Source organism: Microbacterium sp. NPDC055502, assembly GCF_053643635.1.
Window position 1 is genome coordinate 2,146,593 of sequence record NZ_JBSHKJ010000001.1, and the last position, 21,131, is coordinate 2,167,723.

A 21,131-nucleotide genomic window follows, 5' to 3' on the forward strand; every position below is an offset into this window, starting at 1 on the left:
GGCGGACGGGTCAGACCAGGAGCTGGCCGCCGTCGACCGGCACCGAGACGCCGGTGATGTGGCCGGCGGCGTCGCTCGCGAGGAACAGCACGAGCGGCGTGACCTGGTCGACCTCGGCGATCGTGCCGAGCGGGATGCGCGACTCCCAGGCCGCGCGGGCGTCGGGGTTCGAGGCGAAGTCGGCGGTGAGCGGGGTGAGCACCGGGCCGGGGGCGACCGCGTTCACGCGCACGCCCGCGGTGGCGAGCTCGATCGCGGCGGTGCGGGTGAGGGCGTCGACCGCGGCCTTGGTGGCCTCGTAGTGCCCGAGGCCCGGGGTGGGCTGTCGGGCGCCGATGGACGAGATGTTGACGATGCTGCCGCGTCCGGCCGCCGCGAGCAGTGCGCCGAACACGCGGAGCATGAGGAACGTGCCACGCACGTTGACGCGCAGGGCCGCATCGACCGCGTCGACCGGGACCTCCTGCAGCGTGCCGCCGCCCGCGACGACCCCGGCGTTGTTCACGAGCACGTCGAGCCCGCCGGCGGCCGTGACGCGGTCGGCTGCGGCCAGGACGGAGGCCTCGTCGGCGATGTCGAGGGGGAGGGCGGTGGCGCCGATCTCGGCCGCGACCGCGGCGGCGGCGTCGGCGTTCACGTCGCCGAGGAACACCTCGTCGCCCGCGGAGCGGAAGGCGGTGGCGATGCCGCGGCCGAGGCCGGACGCCCCTCCGGTGACCAGGATGCGGCGCGGGGATGCGGTCATGTTCGTCCTCACTGACGGTGCTCTGACGGGATGAGTCCGTTATATTCTACAACCATAGAAAAACACAACCCCGGTTGCTGAGCGGCGAGCGCAGCGACGAGACGAAGCACGCGAAGGAGCGTCATGCCCGATTCGACCCACCCCCGCCGTCCGCTGCAGACGGGCGGTGCCCCGGTGCCGCCCCTCGCCCTCGGCTCCTGGAACACGTGGGACCGCATGGCGCCGGAGGAGGCGGTCGCGCTGATCCGCCGCGCGGTCGAGCTCGACGCCGGGTTCTTCGACGTCGCGTACTACAACATGGGGCCGCACGCCGAGAACTCGACGACCGACATCCTGTTCGGGCAGGCGCTGCGGGCGAGCGGTGTCGACCGCGACGACATCGTGCTGTGCGGCAAGCTGTGGCTGTGGGACTGGCCGAACCAGGGGTTCTGCGCGCAGCTCGTCGAGTCGCTCGAGCGGGCGGGGCTCGACCGGTTCGACACGCTCGTGGTGGGCGACTACCTCGATGCGCCCGACCTCCCGCGGCTCGTCGCCGACGTGAACGCCCTGATCGACGAGGGTCTCGTCGGCTCGTGGGGCATCAACAACTGGCGCATCGCCGACACCCGCGCCGCGCTCGCCGAGGCTCGGATGCGCGGGCTGGCCGGCCCCGCGTTCGCGCAGCTGAAGTACGGCATCGCGCGGCGGTCGATGGCCGAGGGCGACGCGTACGGGCCGCTGTTCGCCGACGGCACCCTCACCCTGCAGGCGTCCGACGTGTTCGAGGGCGGCATCCTCGCCACGGGCCGGACGCCGCAGCGCAAGATCGGCGCCGACGTGGGCGGCATCCGCGAGCGGATCGCGGCCCTGTACCCCGAGGTCGCGCGGGTGGCGGGGGAGTTCGGGGTGACGCCGGCCGCGCTCGGCATCGCCTTCTGCCTCGCGAATCCCGCCACCGCGAACGTGCTGTTCGGCGCCTCACGGCTCGAGCAGCTCGAGCAGAACCATGCTGCGCTCGCGCTCGTCCGCGATCACGGCCCCGAGGTGCGGGCGGCCCTCTCCGACGTCGCCGTGGACCGCGACGTGCGCGCGGACGGGGTGTGGTGACGGGAGTGGCGAGACGGGATGCTGCGCGCAGAGACAAGCCGGGTGCGCCCGGTGGCATGAGCTGCGCCCGTTGCCGCGGGAAACATGCTTGCGCTCTTTTTCCACACATGTAGACTAACCAGCACGACACATCGAGGTGGCGTCGATCCGGTCTCCCGGTCAGCGGCTCTTCGAACCTTCTTCACCACCCCTGCACCCGAGAGAAGGAACCATGAAACGAATGCCCCTCGCGCTCGCCGCAGCCGTGGCCGCGACCCTCGCGCTCACCAGCTGCAGCGGCGGCGGAACGCCATCGCCCTCCGAGGGCGGCGGCGCCGAAGGCCCCGACGCGCTCAACATCGGCAACTTCCTCGACATCACGTCGTGGGATCCGTCCCTGGCCGACATCGGGTTCGACGGCCCGTACCTCTCCGCGGTCTACGACGCCCTGATCGCCCTCGACGCCGACGGCGACCCGATCCCGTCGCTCGCCACCGAGTGGACCGTGGCCGACGACGACCTGAGCATCGACCTCGACCTCCGCACCGACGCCGTGTTCAGCGACGGCACCCCGGTCGACGTCGACGCCGTGCTCGCGAGCCTCGAGTACCTCAAGGCCGGCGCCCGCTCGGGTGAGGCCTACGTCAACGTCGACAGCTTCGAGAAGGTCGACGACGACACCGTCCGCATCAACCTCACGCAGCGCGACGACACGATCCTCTACTTCATGGGCCTCGGGCGCAGCTACATCGCGTCGCCCGCGTCGATCGAGGCCGGAACGCTCGGCAGCGAGCCGGTCGGCTCCGGTCCCTACGTGCTCGACAGCGCCACCAGCGTCCCCGGCGCGGAGTACCACTTCACCAAGACCGAGGACCACTGGGACGCGAAGACCTACCCCTTCGCCGAGCTCGCGATCTACCCGATCACCGACGCGACCGCCCGGCACAACGCCATGCTCAGCGGCCAGATCAACGTGCAGTACGGCGACGTCGCCAACCTGGAGCAGGCCGAGCAGCAGGGCTGGAACACCGCGCAGCGCGTGTCCGGCTGGGCGGGCCTGGTCATCACCGACCACACGGGGGCCAAGAGCGAGCCCCTCGGCAAGCTCGAGGTGCGCCAGGCGCTGAACTACGCGTTCGACGGTGCCGCGATCCTCGCCGCGGTCGGCAGCGGCGCCGGTGTCGCCACCAACCAGGTCTTCCCCGACGGAGGGCCGATCAACGACCCGTCCCTCAACGACGCCTACGCGGTCAACATGGACAAGGCGAAGGAGCTGCTCGCCGACGCCGGGTACCCAGACGGCTTCGCGATCTCGATGCCCATGTCGCCCATCTTCGAGATGTGGAAGCCCTCGGCGGAGCAGGCGCTCACCGAGCTCGGCATCACCGTCACGTGGGACAACATGCAGATGCCGGACTACCAGCTCAACGCGCCGAACTACCCGATGTTCATCTCGTTCCTCGCGATGGACGGCAACGACGTCGCCACGGTGGCCCGCCAGGTCACGAGCGTCCAGTGGTTCAACCCGGAGCCCGACTACGCCGAGAACGACGTCATCGCGCCGCTCGTCGAGAAGGTGCAGACCGAACGCGGCGACGCCCAGACCGCGGCCGTCAAGGAGCTCAACGAGGCCCTCGTCGACCAGGCGTGGTGGTCGGTCTGGTACCAGGCGAACAACATCTACTACACGGCGCCCGGTATCCAGCTGCAGCCCGTCGTGGGCATGATGTTCCCGACCCTGCGCTACATCACCCAGGGCTGATGCCCGCCGGGGCGGCCACCCGACACCGGCCGCCCCGGCACCCTTCCCCCTCCGACCCTCCTCACCCCGAGAGGCCCCCATGCTCCTGTTCACGGCGAAGCGGGTGCTGTCCGGCATCCTGCTGCTCGTCGCGGTCTCGATCGGCACCTTCTTCCTGGCGCACCTCGCGATCAGCGACCCGACCGCCTCGCTGCTGGGCACCACCGCGAGCCCCGCGCAACAGCAGGCCCTGGCCGAGAAGATCGGCCTCGACCGCCCCCTGATCGTGCAGTTCTGGGACTGGTTCTCGCACGCCGTGCTCCTCGACTTCGGCGAGTCGTGGCGCAACTTCCAGCCCGTCGGCGCCCAGCTCGCGATCAAGGTCCCCGTGACGCTCTCGGTGGTCACCTTCGCGACGCTCATCACGGCCGTGATCGGCATCGCGTTCGGCATGATCACCGGGCTGCGCCCCGGCACCTGGTTCGACCGGATCATCAAGGGCATCTCGGTCGTGCTGTTCGCGCTCCCCGGATTCTGGGTGAGCCTGGTGCTGGTCATGTGGCTCGCCGTGCAGCTGAAGTGGTTCCCCGCGGTCGGCTACGTGCCGCCGACGCAGTCCGTCGAGGGATGGCTGCGCTCGATCACCCTGCCGGCGATCTCCCTCGCGCTCGGCGGCATCGTCGCCGTGTCGGAGCAGCTGCGCAACGCCGTGATCGCGCAGAGCAGGCAGGACTGGGTGCGCACGCTCCGCAGCCGCGGGCTCTCCGCCGCGCGGGTCAACCTGCACATCCTCCGCAACGCCTCGCCCGCCGCGCTCACCGTGATCGCCCTCATGTTCGTGGGACTGCTGTCCGGCGCGATCGTGGTGGAGCAGATCTTCAGCCTCCCCGGCCTCGGCCAGCTCACGAACCAGTCCTCGCAGAACGGCGACATCCCGATGCTCCTGGGCATCACGGTCATCTCCATCGTGTTCGTCGTCGTGATCAACCTCCTGCTCGACCTCGTGCTCGGCTGGATCAACCCGAAGGTGCGCGTCGCATGACCACGACCGACATCCGCGTCGCATTCGACCGCGCCGCCCAGAAGCGGCGCTCGAGCCTGTTCCGGCGCTTCCTCCGCCACCCCGGCGGCTACCTCCCGCTCGCGATCTTCCTGCTCATCGTGCTGGTCGGCGTCTTCGCGCCGCTGCTGGCGCCCATGGACCCGAACCTCGTCGACCTCGCCGCCGCCAAGGCGCCGCCCTCGCCCGAGCACCTCCTCGGCGGAGACTCCACCGGCCGCGACATCCTCAGCCGCCTCATCTACGGCACCCGGACGACCCTCTGGGGCGCGCTCATCACGATCGTCACGGCCCTCGTGATCGGTGTGCCCACCGGCGTCGCTGCGGGCTACTTCGGCGGCGTGTTCGACCGGGTCGCCACCTGGATCAGCGACGCGCTGCAGTCGATCCCCGGCATGATCATCCTGCTCGTGGTCGCCGCCGGCAGCCGCAACAACTTCGAGCTGCTGATGGCCACGGTCGGCGTGTTCATGGTGCCCGGGTACTTCCGCATCGCCCGGTCGCAGACGCTCGCGGTGCGCGGCGAGCCGTACATCGATGCCGCCCGCGTCTCCGGGCTCTCCGACGGGCGCATCATCTTCCGCCACGTGATCACCGCCGTGTACCCGCCCGTGATCATCCAGACCGCGCTCACCGCCGGCATCGCGATGGGCATGCAGGCGGGACTGCAGTTCCTCGGCATCGGCGACTCGAACGTCCCCAGCTGGGGCGCCATGATGCTCGAGGGCTTCCGCCTGATGCTCACGTACCCGCTGATGCTGCTGTGGCCCTCCGCCGCCCTCGGCCTCACGATCGCGGTGCTCGCGATCATGGGCTCGACCCTCGCGGAGCTCGTGCAGGTGCGCACGCCCCGGGCCCGCCGCCGGAAGGACGCCGCGGTGGTCGCCGCCGCCGACGCCCCCGCCCCGACCGGGGCCGCGCAGCACGAGGCCGCCTCGTCGGCGCTGCGCGTCGAGAACCTGCGCGTCGTGCACGCCACGCCGAACGGCGAGACCGAGGTCGTCCACGGGGTCACCCTCGACGTCGCCCCCGGCGAGGTGGTCGGCATCGTGGGCGAGTCCGGATCGGGCAAGTCGCAGACGGTGTTCTCGGTGCTCGATCTGCTGCCCTCCACCGGCCGCGCGACCGCCGACGCGATCTGGGTGGGCGGCACCGACGTGACCGCGGCGACGCCCGCCCAGCGGCACGCACTGCTCGGGCGCACGATCGGCTACGTGCCGCAGGAGCCCATGAGCAACCTCGACCCCTCGTACACGATCGGGCACCAGCTGGTCGAGCCGCTGCGCCGCGTGCACGGACTCAGCCGCGCGGCCGCGACCGAGCGGGCGCGCGCCGTGCTCGTGCGGGTCGGTCTCACCGACCCCGACCGGGTCATGCGCAGCTACCCGCATCAGGTGTCCGGCGGCATGGCGCAGCGCGTGCTCATCGCGGGCGCGATCGCCGGGCGGCCCTCACTGCTCGTGGCCGATGAGCCCACCACGGCGCTCGACGTGACCGTGCAGGCCGAGGTGCTCGAGCTGCTGCGCGAGCTGCAGGCCGAGTACGGCATGGCGCTGCTGATCGTCACGCACAACTTCGGCGTCGTCGCCGACATCTGCGACCGCGTGATCGTGATGCGCGGCGGCGACATCGTGGAGTCCGGACCGGTCGACGACCTGTTCGCCGCGCCCGCGGAGCCCTACACGCGCGAGCTGATCGCCGCCTCGCTCGACGACGCCGCCGGCCGCGCCGAGCTCGACCGCCACCGTACGGAGGTGCCCGCATGACCGCCGCGACCGACACCGCGACCCGCCCGCTGCTCGAGGTGAGCGACCTGGTGGTGGAGTACGGGCGCGGGCGCACCGCGTTCCGCGCGCTGCACGGGGTCTCGCTCGACATCGCGCCGGGGGAGTGCCTCGGGCTCGTGGGCGAGTCCGGGTCGGGCAAGTCCACGCTCGGCAAGGCCATCCTCGGCCTGGCCCCTGTGACCGAGGGGAGCATCCGCTTCGACGGACGCGAGATCAGCCGCCTGGGCGGTCGTGCCCGCCGCGCGCTCGCCGACGACGTGCAGGTCGTGTTCCAGGACCCGTACGGTTCGCTCAACCCCGCCCTCACGATCGGCGACATCCTCACCGAGCCGCTGCTCACGACCGGCCTCGGCGCGAAGGCCGCCGAGGCGAAGGTGCGCGAGATGCTCGACCGGGTGCGGCTGCCCTCGGCCAGCATGGACCGCTACCCGAGCGAGTTCTCCGGCGGTCAGCGGCAGCGCGTCGCGATCGCCCGCGCCCTGGTGCGCGGACCGCGGCTGATCGTGTGCGACGAGCCCGTGAGCGCGCTCGACCTCACCACGCAGGCCACCATCCTCGACCTGTTCATCGAGCTGCAGCGCGACACCGGCGTGGCGTACCTGTTCGTGTCGCACGACCTCGGCGTCGTGCGGCGCGTGTGCCACCGGGTGGCCGTGATGTACCGCGGCGAGCTGGTGGAGGTGGGCGAGGGCGAGCAGGTCACCCGCGCCCCGCGGCACCCCTACTCCGAGCGGCTGCGCCTCGCCTCGCCCGTGGCCGACCCGGTCGCGCAGCGGGAGCGCCGGGCGCAGTGGCTCGCTCTGCGGGAGGTGCCCGATGCGGCGGTACGGTAGCTCCAGGCCGGAACTCGCACTCACCCGGACCCGGCCGGAAGGACGCCATGCCGAAGATCATCGACCACGACCAGCGGCGACGGGACATCGTCGAGGTGGCCAAGAGCATCATCCTGAAGGGCGGCTTCGAGGCTGCGACGATGCGCAGCATCGCCGCGGAGGCGGGGTTCGCGAACGGGGCTCTGAAGCACTACTTCCCCGGCAAGGAGAGCATCGTCGCGGCGACGTTCGAGACGATCCTGCAGCAGATGTCGGAGGGCGTGCAGGCGGCGGGCGAGGAGCCGGTCGCGGCCGACGATGCGCTGCGGGGCTTCCTGCAGGCGACCATCCCGCGCGACCGGGAGCAGATCGCCGCGGGGCGGGTGCTGCTGGCGCTGTGGGAGTACGCGATGGCGAACGAGGCGCTCGCGGAGCTGTATCGCGGGCACCTGGCGTCGTGGCGGCGCTCGCTGATCGAGCGGATGGAGGCGGCCCGCGACGAGGGGTCGATCCGCGAGCAGGACTACGGCTCGCTCGCGGACGAGTTCATCTCGGCGGCGGTGGGCGCGACCGTCATCAACCTCATGTATCCGGACGGCGACCGCATCGCCGACTACGAGAGCTACATCGACCGGTTCCTGGCGCGGCTGCGCTGATCGCGGGGCGCCGGTCCGCACAGGGAGGCGCCGCATGACCGCACAGACAGCTCGACCCGTGGTGTTCCTGCACGGCCTCGCCTCGCGCGGCTCCCAGGACTGGCCGGAGACGGAGTGGACGGAGGTGCTCGGCGACCGCCCGCGCGTCGTGATCGACCTCCCGGCGCACGGTGAGGCGGAGGCGCTCGGCGTGGTCCCGACCTCGGCCGTGCTCGACGCGCTCGCCGAGACGATCGGACCGGACGAGATCGATCTGGTCGGCTACTCGCTGGGCGCCCGGCTCGCCTGGGACCTCGCTCGTCACCCGCGCGTGGCGGTGCGCCGCCTGGTCCTCGGCGGGCTCAGCGCGGGGGAGCCCTTCGCGCTGGTCGACCTTCCGGCTGCCCGTGCCGCCGTCGGGGGAGGGGCGGCGCCCGCGGATCCACTGACCGCGATGATCGTGCACATGGCGACTCTTCCCGGCAACCGCGCCGGCGCGCTGCTCGACCTGATCGAGGGGCTCGCCACTGAGCCGTTCGCGCCCGAGGGCGGCGTGCCCGCGCAGCCGGTGCTGCTGCTGGGCGGCGCCGATGACGCGATGGCGGCGGGCATCGACGGCCTCGCCGCACTGCTGCCCGACGCCCGCGTGCAGCGGGTGCCGGGGGACCACCTCACGGCGCCGCACACGCCGGAGTTCCGCGCGGCGGTCCGCGACTTCCTCGCGGACTGAGCCGGGGCCCGTCGGACGGCCCGCACCCTGACCTTTATTTCCCACGTTCGTAGACAATCGAAAGGCACCCCATGACCGACACCTCCACGCCGGACGCCGCGCGGATCCTCGACATCGCCACCGGCTACATGGCCGCCAAGCAGCTGTTCCAGGCCAGCCGGATCGGCCTGTTCGCCGCCGTCGCCGACGGCGCAGACACGGTCAGCGCGATCGCCGAGCGCTGCGGGGTGAGCGAGCGCATCGCGCGCCTGCTCGCCGACGCGATGGCGGCCAAGGGGCTGCTCGTGCGCACCGACGGACGCTACGCCCTCGCCGACGACGCCGCGGCCTACCTCACGGGCGACGCCGCCGCGATCGACCTCGCGCCGTTCCTCACCTTCCTCGACGAGATCAGCTACCCGCACTGGCTGCAGTTCGCGCACACCGTCGACACCACCCAGCCGGGTGACCTGCAGATGGACGACGCCCGCTGGGGCACGTTCATGGCGGGCGTCATGACGTACAACCGCCTGCACGCGCAGGAGTTCGGACGCCTCGTCGACCTCTCCGGTGCCACGAACGCCCTCGACTTCGGCGGGCTCTCGGCCGAGTTCGCGCTGTCGGTCATGGCGCGCAACCCGCAGCTGCACACGACCTTCGTGTACGCGCCAGGGTTCGAGGACGGCCTGGCCGAGGCCGTGCAGTCCGCGGGCGTGGCCGACCGCACGACCGTGGAGGTGGGGGAGACCGCGACCGCGACGCCCGAGGGCTCGTACGACGCCGTGTTCGCCAACCACGTGATCCACCGCTTCTCGGCGGAGGAGAACGCGCAGATCTTCCGCAACCTGCGGGCGGCCGCGGCCGACGGTGCGACCCTGACCGTGCTCGACTTCTTCCTCGACGACGACGCCGAGCAGCGCGCGCTCGACGCCCTCCACGCGGGGGAGTACCTGGTGATCGACGGCACCGTGGTGTACCCGGAGTCCGAGGTGCGCGGCTGGCTGAGCGACGCCGGCTGGTCGGTGCGCGACACGATCGCCCTGCCGGGGAGCCCGCGGGTGCTGGTGGCCACCGCGGTGTGAGAACCGTGGTCTGAGACTGGTCCGAGGGGGATCAGAGGCGGGCGGCATGCGTGAACATGCCGCCCGCCGTTTTCGTGTGTGCCCGTCGCGTGACGTGCGGGGATGCGGGCGCGAAACCGCGCCTTCCCGGCGGGTTTCCGGCACGTTTTCGATCCCGCACCGGGGTCGCGGGCGGTGGTGCGCGGATGCGGGCGCGAAACCGCGCCTTCCTGGCGGGTTTCCGGCACGGTTTCGAGCCCGCTTCCGGAGGCCGGGCGGGGCCGCTGCCGCCTCAGTCGCGCGCGAAGACCGTCCGGCCGTCGACGACCGTGCGCTCCACCGTGACGGAGGTGAACGCCCGCCCTGGTTCGAGCGGATCCTCGTCGAGCACCGTGAGGTCGGCGACGCGACCCGGCTCGAGCGTGCCCTTCCAGTCGGCGGCGCCGTCCTGCCGCGCGGCCTCCACGGTCATCGCGCGCAGGAGCCGTCGCCGCAGCTCCGCGTCGTCCGCCCCGCCCGCCGCGGTCACGAGCCGCAGCGAGGCGTCGAGGCTCGGGCGCCAGTCCGGGGTCGCGATCGGGGCGTCGCTCGTCAACGTGGTGAGGGCGCCCGAGCCGAACATCTCGGCGAGCGGCCAGGCCGCGGCGACCCGTGCCTCGCCCAGCTGGACGGCGGCCCACGAGTGGGTGTGCGCGGCGATCAGCGGCTGGATCGCGAACCCGGCGCCGATGTCGCGCATGCGGGCGATCTGCGCGGGCGTCGCGAGGTCGCCGTGCACGACGTAGTGCGGTCCCGGCGCGGCGGGTGCCGGGTCGAGCCGTTCCAGCACCGCGAGGAACTCGGCGATCGAGCGGTCGCCCGTGGCGTGCACCGCGATCTGCAGGCCGCGCGCAGCGGCAAGCTCGATCATGCGCTGGAACGCCGACAGCGGATCGCCGCCGCCGCGCGTGAGCAGGTGTCCGGTCGTGCCGTCGGCGTAGGGCTCGTCCGTCCAGGCGGTGGCCATCGGCGGGATGCCGTCGGCGAAGATCTTGACCCCGGGGATCGCGAGCCAGCGCGCGTCGGTCGAGGGCGGCGGGGTCTGGAGCCCGCGCTCGAAGTCGTCGAGCGTGCTCTCGCCGTCGATCGTGCCGAACAGGCGCAGCAGCGTGACGCGGGAGGTCTGCGCGCCCTCGCGGTGCAGCTCCACGTAGGCGTCGAGCATGTCGCTGCCGAAGCACCCCGTCTCGCCGTCGTCCTCGCCGGGGCCGATGCCGGGTTCGGTGTAGCTGGTGATCCCGAGCTCGGCGAGCAGCCGCCATGCCCGTCGCAGGGTGGCGCGTCGCTCCCCGGCCGTGGAGACCAGGCGGCCGGACGGCTGCTGCTCCGGCGGGGTGTCGGAGAAGAAGAGGTGGGGCCAGCGGGCGCCGAGCCAGGCGGCGTGCAGGTGGGCGTCGTTGAGGCCGGGCACGACCGTGCGGCCGTCGAGCTCGAGCGTGCTCCGGGCGGGGAGCGCCTCGGCATCCGCACCGGTGGCGACGATCACCCCGTCGCGCACGGCGAGGGCCGACGTGGTGGTGTCGCGCGGGTCGAGGGTGTGGATGCGGCCGCCGCGGATGATCAGGTCGGCGCCGTCGCCGGAGAGTGCAGTGCTCATTATTCCACCAGTGTAGACGAAAAGAACGGACGGGCGGGGACCCCGGACACCCGATTCGGCGCTGCCCTCGCCCGGCTTGTACGCTGGGGGCATCCCCCGAATCCACCGGCAACCTCGCGCGAGCCGGCGACCTCGGCGCGCGCTCACACATGCAAGGACGCAGATGAACGATTCCGCGGCACCCCGCGACGAATGGACGGCGAGCGAAGAGCTGGCGGAGCGGATGATCCCGCTCGTCGGAGCGCTCAAGCGGGAGCACGACGTGGTCACGTCGTTGCACGGGCACCGGCTGCTGGGCCTGTCGGCGACCGGTCTCGTCGAGGTGCACGACCGCGTCGCGCAGCTCGGCCACGAACGACTCTCGATCGACGACACCCTCGCCGTGCTCGAGGCCATCCACGCACTCGGACCAGGAGCCTCCTCGCTCGACGTGGCCCGGCTCGCGGAGGGCCACGCGTCGAGCGGCCGCCCGCTCGACGAGTACCTGGCAGAGGCGCTGGCCCCCGCGATCGGTGCCGTGCCCGCCGACCCGACCGACGTGGTGCTGTACGGCTTCGGTCGCATCGGGCGTCTGCTCGCGCGCATCCTCATCGCCCACACCGGCGGCGGCAGCGGACTGCGCCTGCGTGCCATCGTCGTGCGCCGGGGCTCCGACAACGACCTCGTCAAGCGCGCCTCGCTGCTGCTGCGCGACTCGGTGCACGGCCGCTTCGCCGGCTCGGTCACGGTCGACGAGGAGGCCGAGCAGATCATCGCCAACGGCACCCGCATCCAGGTGATCTACTCCGACGACCCCGCCACGATCGACTACACCGCCTACGGCATCCACGACGCGATCGTCGTCGACAACACCGGCCGCTGGCGCGACGAGGCCGGGCTCTCGCAGCACCTGCGGTCCGCCGGGGTCGCGCGCGTGCTGCTGACCGCGCCGGGCAAGGGCGCGCTGAAGAACATCGTGCACGGCATCAACGACGCCGACGTCACGCCGGAGGACCGCATCGTCTCGGCGGCGTCCTGCACCACCAATGCGATCACCCCGGTGCTCGCCGCGATCGACGAGGCCTACGGCGTGGTTGCCGGGCACGTGGAGACCGTGCACTCGTTCACGAACGACCAGAACCTCATCGACAACTTCCACAAGGGCGATCGCCGCGGCCGCTCGGCCGTGCTCAACATGGTCATCACCGAGACCGGTGCCGCGAAGGCGGTCGCCAAGGCGCTGCCGCAGCTGGAGGGCAAGCTCACCGGCAGCTCCATCCGCGTGCCCACGCCCGACGTGTCGCTCGCGGTGCTGCACCTGACCTGCGAGCGCCCCGTGGAGAAGGAGCAGGTCAACGACTACCTGCGGCGCATCTCGCTGCACTCGAAGCTGCGCCAGCAGATCGACTACGTCGAGAGCCCCGACGTCGTCTCCACCGACTTCGTGGGATCGCACAGGGCGGGCATCGTCGACGGGCTCGCGACCGTCGCCCACGGCAACACGCTCATCCTCTACGTCTGGTACGACAACGAGTTCGGCTACTCGTGCCAGGTCATCCGGGTGCTGGAGGTCATGGCCGGGTCGCACCCGATCGTGCTTCCGGAGCGCCGCGAGGTCACGCTGCAGGCCTGACCCGCGAATGGGGGAGGCACCGGCCATGATGGGGGCATGACTCCCGCGGCCCTGCTGTCCGAGCGCCTCCGCTCCCACCGTCTGACCGCGCCGGCGCCGACGGTCGCCGACGCCGCGCGCCACCTGCTGGCCGTGCAGAGCCAAGACCTCACGGCCGGCCGGTGGGCACTGGCCTGCCGCGCCAGGGGCGCCGTCCGCCTGCGCGATGTGGACGCCGCGTTCGCCCGCGGGGAGCTCGTGCGCGCGTGGACCATGCGCGGCACGCTGCACACCGTGCCCGCGCGCGACCTCGGCTGGATGCTGGAGGTCACGGCCGAGCGGCAGCAGCAGCAGGCGGCCTCCCGGCAGCGGCAGCTCGGGATCGACGCGGAGGTCACGGCGACCGCGGTGAAGGCGCTCGTCCCGCGACTGCGCGACGGCGGGCTCACGCGGGCCGAGGTCTTCGCGGTGTGGGAGGCTGCGGGCATCGACCCGTCGGGCCAGCGCGGCATCCACCTCCTGTTCGACCTGACCATCGATGGGCTCGTGTGTCAGGGGCCGATCGTGCCGCGCTCCGGCATCACGCGCGACCAGCGGTTCGTGCTCGTCGAGGAGCACATCCGTGCGCACGAGCGGCCGGACGACCCGCTGGCCGAGCTGTTCGTGCGCTACATCGACGGACACGGCCCCGCGGGCGTCGCGGACTTCGCGTGGTGGTCGGGGCTCACCCTCGGGCAGTCGAGGGAGGCCGCGGCGCGCGCCGCCGGGCGCGTGACCGAGGTCGCCGAGGGCCTGTTCACCGCGGTCGCGCACCCCCGCCGGGCGCCCGCGGCCCCGTCGGTGCAGGCGCTGCCCGCGTTCGACGAGTACTACATCTCCTACGCCGACCGCACGCCCGTGTGCGACCCGGCGTACCTGGGTCGCGTCGGCCCGGGCAAGAACGGCATGGTGCGCGCGACGATCGTGGAGGACGGACGCGTCATCGGCTGCTGGACCCACGCGGCCGCCGCGCACACGGCCGATCCCGAGCTGTTCACCGAGCCGGGCGACCCCGATGCCGTGAGCGCCGCGCTCGCCCGGTTCGCCGCGTTCATCGACGGCTGACCCGCCCGGAGCGGCCCGGCGTCAGCCCGCGACCGGCACCGGGGCGAGCAGTGCGGCGATCTGCGGTGCGAGCGCGATGAGGCGACCGTTCGCCTCGGTCTCGGCCACGGTGGCCCGCAGGCCCTCGCCGGGGAACGGGCGCACGAGCAGCCCGTGATGCTCCAGCAGTTCGGCGACCGCGGCGGTCGTGTCGCCCAGCGGCAGCCAGACGAAGTTGCCGCGGCTCTCGGGCACGGTGATCCCGGCGGCGGCGAAGGCGGTGACGACGCGCTCGCGCTCCTGCACGAGGGCGTCGACGCGCTCCTGCAGCTCGTCCTCCGCAGCGAGGGAGGCGACCGCGGCGGTCTGGGCGAGGTTCGTGACGCCGAACGGGATGGCGACCTTGCGCAGCGCGATGCCCAGCTGCTCGGGGGCGATGGCGTAGCCCACCCGCATGCCGGCCAGCCCGTACGCCTTCGAGAACGTGTGCGCGACGGCCACGTTGGGGTAGCGGCGGAAGTACTCGATGCCCACGGGCGAGTCGGCGCGGTCGTTGAACTGCACGTACGCCTCGTCGATCACCACGACGATGTGCGCCGGCACCTGCGACAGGAACCGGTCGAGCTCGGCGTCGCCGACGGTCGTACCGGTCGGGTTGTTCGGGTTGCACACGAGGATCAGGCGCGTGCGGTCGGTGATGGCGGCGAGCATGGCGTCGAGGTCGTGGCGGTGGTCGGCGGTGAGCGGCACCATCACGGGTACGGCTCCGGCGGCCCTGGCCAGCATCGGGTACGCCTCGAACGAGCGCCAGGCGAACAGCACCTCGTCACCCTCGCCGGCGGTGGCCCGCATCAGCTGCGACACGACCTCGACCGAGCCGCTGCCGAGCACCACGTTGACGGGCTCGACACCGAAGCGCGCGCACAGCTCGGTGGTGAGGGCGGTGGCCGCGGTCTCGGGGTAGCGGTTGATGGTGGCGAGCTCGTCGGCGATCGCGGCGGTCACCGAGGGGAGCGGGGGATAGGGGTTCTCGTTCGACGAGATCTTGTGCACGGGCCCGGTGGTCTCGGTCTGCGGTGCCGCCTTGCCCGGCTTGTAGCCGGGGATCGCGTCCAGGTCTCCCCGCAGTCTCAGCTCCGACATCCGATGGCCCTTCTCTCGTGTGCGCTCCTGCGGCCGTGTCCGTTTGACAGGCCCGAGCGGACTTCATACTATCGCAATTGAATATAAAGAATGTTGTCAATCCGATCCGCGGCGATCGGATGCGACGGAAGGAGCGGAGCGACGGTGCCCCACACTGCGGTCGATTCCCCGGAACAGCGCCTCGCCCTGCGCGTGCGCGCCATGCGCCAGGAGGCGAAGGACGTGCTGTCCCTCGAGCTCGACGACCCCACCGGCGCCGAACTGCCGGCCTGGGAGCCGGGAGCGCACATCGACCTCCGCTTCGCGAACGGCGTCGAACGCCAGTACTCGCTGTGCTCCGACCCCGGCGACCGCACCGCCTGGCGCATCGCGGTGCTCGCCGAGAGCCCGAGCCGCGGCGGCTCCCGCTACGTGCACCAGACGCTGCGCGTCGGTGACCCCGTCACGGCCTCCGCCCCCATCAACCACTTCGCACTCGCGCCGGCGGACGACTACGTCTTCGTGGCCGGCGGCATCGGCATCACGCCCATCCTGCCGATGCTGCAGGAGGCCACCCGCCGCGCCGTTCCGTGGCGGCTTGCGTACCTCGGCTCGGCGGGGGAGCGCATGGCATTCCTCTCCTCGACCCAGCTCGCGGGCGGCGAACTGCTGCTGGTGCGCGGCGACGTCGACGACCGGCTCGACCTGGCCGCCTGGATCGGTGCGCCCTCCGCCGAGACCGGTGTGTACGCGTGCGGTCCGGAGCGCATGCTCGATGCGCTGGAAGAGCTGAGCGCCGGATGGCCGCGCGGGGTGCTGCACGTCGAGCGCTTCCAGGCGAAGACCTTCGGCGAATCGCAGGGCGCCGAGTCGTTCGAGGTGGTCGCCAGCCGGTCCGACCTCGTCGTCACGGTGGACCGCGGGTGCAGCATCCTCGAGATGCTCGAGAACGCCGGTATCGGCGTGCCCAGCTCCTGCCTGGAGGGCGTGTGCGGCACGTGCGAGACCGCCGTCGTCGACGGGGCGCCCGAGCACCGCGACTCGATCCTCACCCCCGACGAGCGCGAGAGCAACGAGACGATGATGATCTGCGTCTCCCGTTCGCTCGGCGACCGTCTCGTCCTCGACATCTGACCCCCCACGAACGGAGCGACCATGGACACCGGAACCGCATACGGGCTGCGCCTCGGGCAGCCGCTGAACGAGCTCGCCCAGGTGGGTCCTGGCACCCCCTACGGTGAGGTGCTGCGCCGCTACTGGCACCCGGTCGCGAAGGTCGAGGATGCGACGACACGACCCCTCTCGCTGCGCGTGCTGGGCGAGGAGCTCGTGCTGTTCCGCACCCGCAAGGGCAAGGCGGGTCTGCTGCACCCGCGCTGCATCCACCGCGGCGCGTCGCTGTTCTACGGCGGGGTCGAGGACGAGGGCATCCGCTGCTGCTACCACGGCTGGGTGTTCGACACCGAGGGGCACTGCCTGGAGCAGCCGTGCGAGCCCGACCTGGGACTGCACCGCGATCGCGTACGCCAGCCGTGGTACCCCGTCGAGGAGCAGTACGGCCTGATCTGGGCCTACATGGGCCCGCCCGACAAGAAGCCGGTGCTGCCGCGCTACGACACGCTCGAGGAGCTGGCCGCCGACGAGCAGCTCATCGTGAACGACCAGGGCGTGGGCGGAGGCGGCCCGGCACAGCTCGACTTCAACTGGCTGCAGCACTGGGAGAACGTGATGGACCCGTTCCACGTGCCGATCCTGCACGCCCGGTTCAGCGGCAACCAGTTCACGCCGGAGATGGCGCTGATCCCCGAGGTCGAGTACGAGTACACGCCGCTGGGCGTTCGGAGCATCCAGATGCGCGACCTCGGCGACGGCCGGCAGCTGCGCCGCGTGACCGAGGTGATCTTCCCGAACCTGCGCGTGGTGGCGAGCCCCAAGCTCGCCTCCGGACAGACGAACATGATCGGCTGGGTGGTGCCGATGGACGACACCAACTTCCGCATCTTCACGGTCGCGCGCGACAGCGACCCCGACTTCCTCACCAAGCTGCGCTCCACCCACGAGGGCAAGCCGTGGAAGGAGCTCACCGACCTGGAGCACCAGCGGCTGCCCGGCGACTACGAGGCGCAGAAGTCGCAGGGCGCCATCTCGCTGCACTCCGAGGACCACCTCACCACCACCGACCAGGGCATCGCGATGATCCGGCGCATGATGGCCAAGCAGCACCGGGCCGTGGCGGGCGGCGGCGACCCTGTCGGCGTGTTCTTCGACGAGTCGGAGCGGCTGATCCGCATCGAGGGTGGCAACTACTTCGAGGGCGCGCCCGACGCGCCGCTGCTCGCCGACGCGGTGGACGACTGACATGGCCAAGTACACGGCGCGGCCGCCCCGCGGGGACCGTCCGGTCCTCGTGCTGGGCATCAGCGACGTCGTCGTGATCGAGGGCGAGCCGGCCGTGCCGGTGAGCACGCACCACCTGTCGGCGTGGGGGCGGTGGGTGCGCGACGTCGCCATCCCCGACGCCGCGGCGCAGCGGCTGCACGAGCTGGCGGAGCACTTCGACATCGTGTGGGCATCGGAGTGGGGCCACAACGCGCACACCGCGTTCCGCGAGCCGCTCGAGCTGCCGGAGGAGCCGTGGCCGTTCCTGCCCGTGCAGTTCGACAAGCTCGCGCACATCCGCCGGTACGCGGACGGTCTGCCGTGGATCTGGGTCGACGATCCGCTCGTCGACCTGAGCGGCGAGCCGCCCCGGTGCGATGACGGCATCGTGGTGCGCGTGGACCCGGCCGCCGGCATCCTCAGCCTGGACGTCGACGAGCTGCTGACGAAGACGCGCGAGCTGGTCGAGCGTCGCGCCGAGGAAGACGAGGAGAACGCATGACGGATGCCGTCGCGATCGTGGGAGGGCGGGTCGTCACGGGCCTGGGCGAGGAGATCGAGAGCGGCACCGTGCTGCTGTCCGACGGGCGCATCGAGGCCGTCGGCACAGGGCTCGCCGTGCCCGAGGGCGCCCGGGTGATCGACGCCGCCGGATGCTGGGTGCTGCCCGGCCTCATCGACCCGCACAGCCACATCGGCGCGCACGAGGAGGCCAACGGCCCCGCCGGGTTCGACGGCAGCGAGGTCTCGTCGCCGGTCACCGCCGGCGTGCGGGCCATCGACGCCGTCAACATCGAGGACATCGCCTTCCGCGACGCGCTCGCCGGTGGCATCACCGCCGTGGTCGTGAAGCCGGGATCGGGCAACCCGATCGGCGGGCAGAGCGTCGCCATCAAGACGGCGGGAGGGCGCTCGGTCGACGAGCAGGTGATCCGCGCGGCGCTCGGCATGAAGTCGGCGCTCGGCGAGAACCCCAAGCAGGCCTACGGGGAGCGCAAGCAGCTGCCGTCGACCCGGCTCGGCATCGCCCTCGTCATCCGTCAGGCGCTGCGCGACGCGCAGGACTACGCGGTCCGGCGTGACAAGGCCCGCGCCGACGGCACGCCGTTCGCCGTGGACCTCGGAAAGCAGGCGCTCACGGAAGCCCTCGACGGCACGCTCACGTGGGAGCAGCACGCGCACCGGCACGACGACATCGCCACGGCGCTGCGCATCGCCGACGAGTTCGGGCTGCGCCTCGTGCTCAATCACGGCACCGAGGCGCACAAGCTCGCCGGCATCCTCGCCGCGCGCGACGTGCCCGTGATCTACGGACCCATCCTGTCGAGCCGCTCCAAGGTGGAGGTACGCGAAGCCGATCCCGCGAACCTCGCCGTGCTCGCCGCGGCGGGTGTGCGCGTGGCGCTCACCACCGACCACCCGGTCGTGCCCATCGGCCTGCTCGCGATGCAGGCGGCCGTGGCCGTGCGGGCCGGGCTGCCGAGGGAGACCGCGCTCGCGGCGATGACCTCGACGGCCGCGGCCATCGCCGGCATCGACGACCGGGTCGGCGCGCTGGAGCCCGGCCGCGACGCGGATGTGGTTCTGTGGACCGGAGACCCGCTCGACGTCGCCTCGACCGTGCGGGAGGTGCTCATCGACGGGCGCACGGTGTACTCGGCGCCGTCCGCGGTGCAGGAGGGGAACGGATGACGCTGCACGACGACGCCGCACGCCTGCAGCCGGAGCTGGTGGAGCTGCGCCGTCGTCTGCACCGCATCCCCGAGCCCGGGTTCGACCTGCCGCTCACGCAGCGCGCCGTGCTCGACGCGATCGACGGCCTGGGCCTGGAGATCACGACCGGATCGGACCTCAGCTCGGTCACGGCCGTGCTGCGCGGCGCGACCGACGGCCCGTCCGTGCTCCTGCGCGGAGACATGGACGCGCTCGCCATCGTCGAGGAGACCGGCCTCGAGTACGCGTCGGCGAACGGGGCGATGCACGCGTGCGGGCACGACCTGCACGTGGCCGGACTCGTGGGGGCCGCACGCCTGCTCGCCGGGCGGCGCGACCGCATCGCCGGCTCCGTCGTCTTCATGTTCCAGCCCGGCGAGGAAGCGGGCGGCGGGGCTCCGCTCATGATCCGCGACGGCGTGCTCGACGCCGCGGGCACGCGGGTCGAGGCCGCCTACGGCATCCACGTGGGTCCGGGCGCGCGCGGCACGTTCCAGCTGAAGTCCGGGACGATCATGGCGGGCGCCAACGTGCTGCGGGTGCGCGTGCACGGGAGGGGAGGGCACGGGTCGAGGCCGCAGCAGGCCGTGGATCCCGTGCCCGTGGTGGCCGAGCTGATCCTCGCCCTGCAGTCCTGGGTCACGCGCCGCATCGACGTGTTCGATCCCGTGGTGCTGTCGGTCACGACGCTGTACGCGGGGGAGATCACGAATGTGATCCCCGAGGACGCGGGCTTCGCGGCGACCCTGCGCACGCTGTCCGAGGCGTCGATCGCGCAGGCGCAGGCCGAGCTCCCGCCGCTGATCGAGCGCATCGCCGCGGCGCACGGCTGCACGGCCGACGTCGAGGTGATCGTCGGCTATCCGGTCACGGTCAACACGGTCGAGGAGACGGCGGCGGCGGCAGCGGTGCTCCGCGCCGAGTTCGGCGAGGACCGCGTGGAGGAGATCGATGCGCCCTGGATGGCGTCGGAGGACTTCTCGTTCGTGCTCAGGGAGGTGCCAGGCACGTTCCTGTTCCTGTGCGCGACCCCGCCGGATGCGGACCAGGACGACATCCCGATGAACCACTCGCCGCATGCGCGGTTCGACGACGCGGTGCTGGGCGATCAGGCCGCGGCTCTCGCGGCGCTCGCCTGGCGCCACGTCGGAGTCGGCGACGCGTAGGCGCCCGTCGTCTCGTCGCCGGGATGCTGCCTGAGTGAGCGGAGCGAGACGAGGGGCGCGCGTGTCAGCGACCGAGCGTGCGGTGGTCCAGCACGGCCTTGCGGCCGACCTTCACATCGCCGGAGCGGATCGCGTCGATCAGGGCCTCGTGGATGCGCAGGCGCTCGTCGGTGTCCTGCCGGAAGCCCGGCACGGCCAGGGCGTCGTCGGTCGCGGCCCCCGCGGTCTCACCCTCGATGTAGTCGACGAGGTTGAGGTAGAACGTACGCAGCACGGCGTTGGGGGAGATCTCGGCGATCCGCCGGTGCAGCCGCCAGTTGCCGTGCAGGCCCTCGATGGGGTCGTGCCAGTGCTCGGTCAGCTCCGCCATCACGGCTTCGAGATCGGCGATGTCGGCGTCCGTGCGGTGCTGCACCGCGTCCTGCATGACGGCCTCGTCGAGCGCGTCCAGCACCTTGATCACGTCGTTCACCGGAGCGCCGGTCTGCCGCAGCCGCAGCACGCTGTGCGCGAGGCGGATCAGCGGGGACTGGTCGGCGACGAAGATGCCGCCACCGGGACCCGGGCGCAGATCGACCGAGCCGCGCGCCCGCAGCACCCGCAGCGCCTCGCCGAGCGTGGCCGGCGCCACACCGAACTGCTCGCACAGCTCCTGGCGGGTGCCGATGCGATGACCCGGCTCGAGACCCTCCGTCTTGATCATCGCCTCGACCTCGGTGACCACGCGGTCGGCGACGGACTGCGCGGGCGCGACGCGCTGGAACGTGCGCGCTTCTTCCTGGGTGCTGGCCACGGGGATCCTTCGGTCGGAGCGGGGCTGTGGAGC

The 21,131-nt window shown here is 72.0% G+C and carries 19 protein-coding genes; 15 read left to right on the forward strand and 4 right to left on the reverse strand.

What is annotated here, in order from left to right; genetic code table 11:
- Nucleotides 1-10: 10 nt before the first annotated feature.
- Nucleotides 11-745, reverse strand: coding sequence for an SDR family NAD(P)-dependent oxidoreductase (locus ACWH95_RS10450; protein WP_366626948.1), 735 nt, complete (start codon nucleotides 743-745; stop codon nucleotides 11-13).
- A gap of 123 nt (nucleotides 746-868) precedes the next feature.
- Between ACWH95_RS10450 and ACWH95_RS10455 the strand changes: the two genes are divergently transcribed.
- The 8 genes from ACWH95_RS10455 to ACWH95_RS10490 all read left to right on the forward strand — a co-directional run bounded on the left by ACWH95_RS10455 (nucleotide 869) and on the right by ACWH95_RS10490 (nucleotide 9,636).
- Nucleotides 869-1,831: an aldo/keto reductase gene (locus ACWH95_RS10455; protein ID WP_454120618.1), complete on the forward strand. Its 963-nt coding sequence runs from the start codon at nucleotides 869-871 to the stop codon at nucleotides 1,829-1,831.
- Between the two features lie 211 nt (nucleotides 1,832-2,042).
- Nucleotides 2,043-3,572 (forward strand): ABC transporter substrate-binding protein, encoded by a 1,530-nt coding sequence (locus ACWH95_RS10460; RefSeq protein WP_206251570.1) that lies wholly within the window; start codon nucleotides 2,043-2,045, stop codon nucleotides 3,570-3,572.
- A 79-nt stretch (nucleotides 3,573-3,651) separates the two neighbouring features.
- Entirely contained in the window at nucleotides 3,652-4,593 is a 942-nt protein-coding gene (locus tag ACWH95_RS10465; protein WP_136029033.1) for an ABC transporter permease, read from the forward strand.
- Nucleotides 4,590-6,377 carry a dipeptide/oligopeptide/nickel ABC transporter permease/ATP-binding protein gene (locus ACWH95_RS10470; RefSeq protein WP_136029035.1) on the forward strand — a complete coding sequence of 596 codons (1,788 nt, stop codon included), beginning with the start codon at nucleotides 4,590-4,592 and terminating at the stop codon, nucleotides 6,375-6,377. Before ACWH95_RS10465 ends, ACWH95_RS10470 begins: the two co-directional genes overlap by 4 nt.
- Nucleotides 6,374-7,231, forward strand: a complete 858-nt coding sequence (locus ACWH95_RS10475; protein ID WP_136029037.1) for an ATP-binding cassette domain-containing protein — start codon at nucleotides 6,374-6,376, stop codon at nucleotides 7,229-7,231. The genes ACWH95_RS10470 and ACWH95_RS10475 overlap by 4 nt, the downstream gene beginning before the upstream one ends.
- A 47-nt stretch (nucleotides 7,232-7,278) precedes the next feature.
- Complete coding sequence (locus tag ACWH95_RS10480; protein WP_136029039.1) at nucleotides 7,279-7,866, forward strand: TetR/AcrR family transcriptional regulator; 588 nt, start codon at nucleotides 7,279-7,281, stop codon at nucleotides 7,864-7,866.
- A gap of 34 nt (nucleotides 7,867-7,900) precedes the next feature.
- Nucleotides 7,901-8,575, forward strand: coding sequence for an alpha/beta fold hydrolase (locus tag ACWH95_RS10485; protein ID WP_136029041.1), 675 nt, complete (start codon nucleotides 7,901-7,903; stop codon nucleotides 8,573-8,575).
- Nucleotides 8,576-8,646: 71 nt separating this feature from the next.
- Nucleotides 8,647-9,636, forward strand: coding sequence for a methyltransferase family protein (locus ACWH95_RS10490; RefSeq protein WP_136029043.1), 990 nt, complete (start codon nucleotides 8,647-8,649; stop codon nucleotides 9,634-9,636).
- Between the two features lie 271 nt (nucleotides 9,637-9,907).
- On the opposite strand, the gene ACWH95_RS10495 is transcribed toward ACWH95_RS10490, so the two are convergent.
- Nucleotides 9,908-11,251, reverse strand: a complete 1,344-nt coding sequence (locus tag ACWH95_RS10495) for an amidohydrolase (protein ID WP_136045709.1) — start codon at nucleotides 11,249-11,251, stop codon at nucleotides 9,908-9,910.
- Between the two features lie 163 nt (nucleotides 11,252-11,414).
- On the opposite strand from ACWH95_RS10495, the gene ACWH95_RS10500 reads away from it, so the two are divergent.
- Nucleotides 11,415-12,863 (forward strand): glyceraldehyde-3-phosphate dehydrogenase, encoded by a 1,449-nt coding sequence (locus ACWH95_RS10500; protein ID WP_136036810.1) that lies wholly within the window; start codon nucleotides 11,415-11,417, stop codon nucleotides 12,861-12,863.
- A 36-nt stretch (nucleotides 12,864-12,899) separates the two neighbouring features.
- A complete protein-coding gene (locus ACWH95_RS10505) occupies nucleotides 12,900-13,946 on the forward strand; it encodes a winged helix DNA-binding domain-containing protein (RefSeq protein WP_454120619.1) in 1,047 nt (348 codons plus the stop codon).
- Nucleotides 13,947-13,967: 21 nt separating this feature from the next.
- Here the strand turns inward: ACWH95_RS10505 and hisC are convergent, their stop codons facing one another.
- Nucleotides 13,968-15,068 (reverse strand): histidinol-phosphate transaminase, encoded by a 1,101-nt coding sequence (gene hisC, locus ACWH95_RS10510; protein ID WP_454120620.1) that lies wholly within the window; start codon nucleotides 15,066-15,068, stop codon nucleotides 13,968-13,970.
- A 144-nt stretch (nucleotides 15,069-15,212) separates the two neighbouring features.
- Here hisC and ACWH95_RS10515 point away from each other — a divergent pair, with 144 nt between their 5' ends.
- The 5 genes from ACWH95_RS10515 to ACWH95_RS10535 are packed head-to-tail and all read left to right on the forward strand — an operon-like array spanning nucleotide 15,213 to nucleotide 20,305.
- Nucleotides 15,213-16,181, forward strand: a complete 969-nt coding sequence (locus ACWH95_RS10515; RefSeq protein WP_240745297.1) for a PDR/VanB family oxidoreductase — start codon at nucleotides 15,213-15,215, stop codon at nucleotides 16,179-16,181.
- A 21-nt stretch (nucleotides 16,182-16,202) separates the two neighbouring features.
- Nucleotides 16,203-17,405 (forward strand): aromatic ring-hydroxylating dioxygenase subunit alpha, encoded by a 1,203-nt coding sequence (locus ACWH95_RS10520; RefSeq protein WP_247981401.1) that lies wholly within the window; start codon nucleotides 16,203-16,205, stop codon nucleotides 17,403-17,405.
- 1 nt (nucleotide 17,406) lies between these two features.
- A complete protein-coding gene (locus ACWH95_RS10525) occupies nucleotides 17,407-17,928 on the forward strand; it encodes a hypothetical protein (RefSeq protein ID WP_136035537.1) in 522 nt (173 codons plus the stop codon).
- Entirely contained in the window at nucleotides 17,925-19,118 is a 1,194-nt protein-coding gene (locus tag ACWH95_RS10530) for an amidohydrolase (RefSeq protein WP_454120621.1), read from the forward strand. The genes ACWH95_RS10525 and ACWH95_RS10530 overlap by 4 nt, the downstream gene beginning before the upstream one ends.
- A complete protein-coding gene (locus ACWH95_RS10535) occupies nucleotides 19,115-20,305 on the forward strand; it encodes a M20 metallopeptidase family protein (RefSeq protein WP_454120622.1) in 1,191 nt (396 codons plus the stop codon). Before ACWH95_RS10530 ends, ACWH95_RS10535 begins: the two co-directional genes overlap by 4 nt.
- 64 nt (nucleotides 20,306-20,369) lie before the next feature.
- On the opposite strand, the gene ACWH95_RS10540 is transcribed toward ACWH95_RS10535, so the two are convergent.
- Nucleotides 20,370-21,098 (reverse strand): FadR/GntR family transcriptional regulator, encoded by a 729-nt coding sequence (locus ACWH95_RS10540; RefSeq protein ID WP_136029061.1) that lies wholly within the window; start codon nucleotides 21,096-21,098, stop codon nucleotides 20,370-20,372.
- Nucleotides 21,099-21,131: the final 33 nt, after the last annotated feature.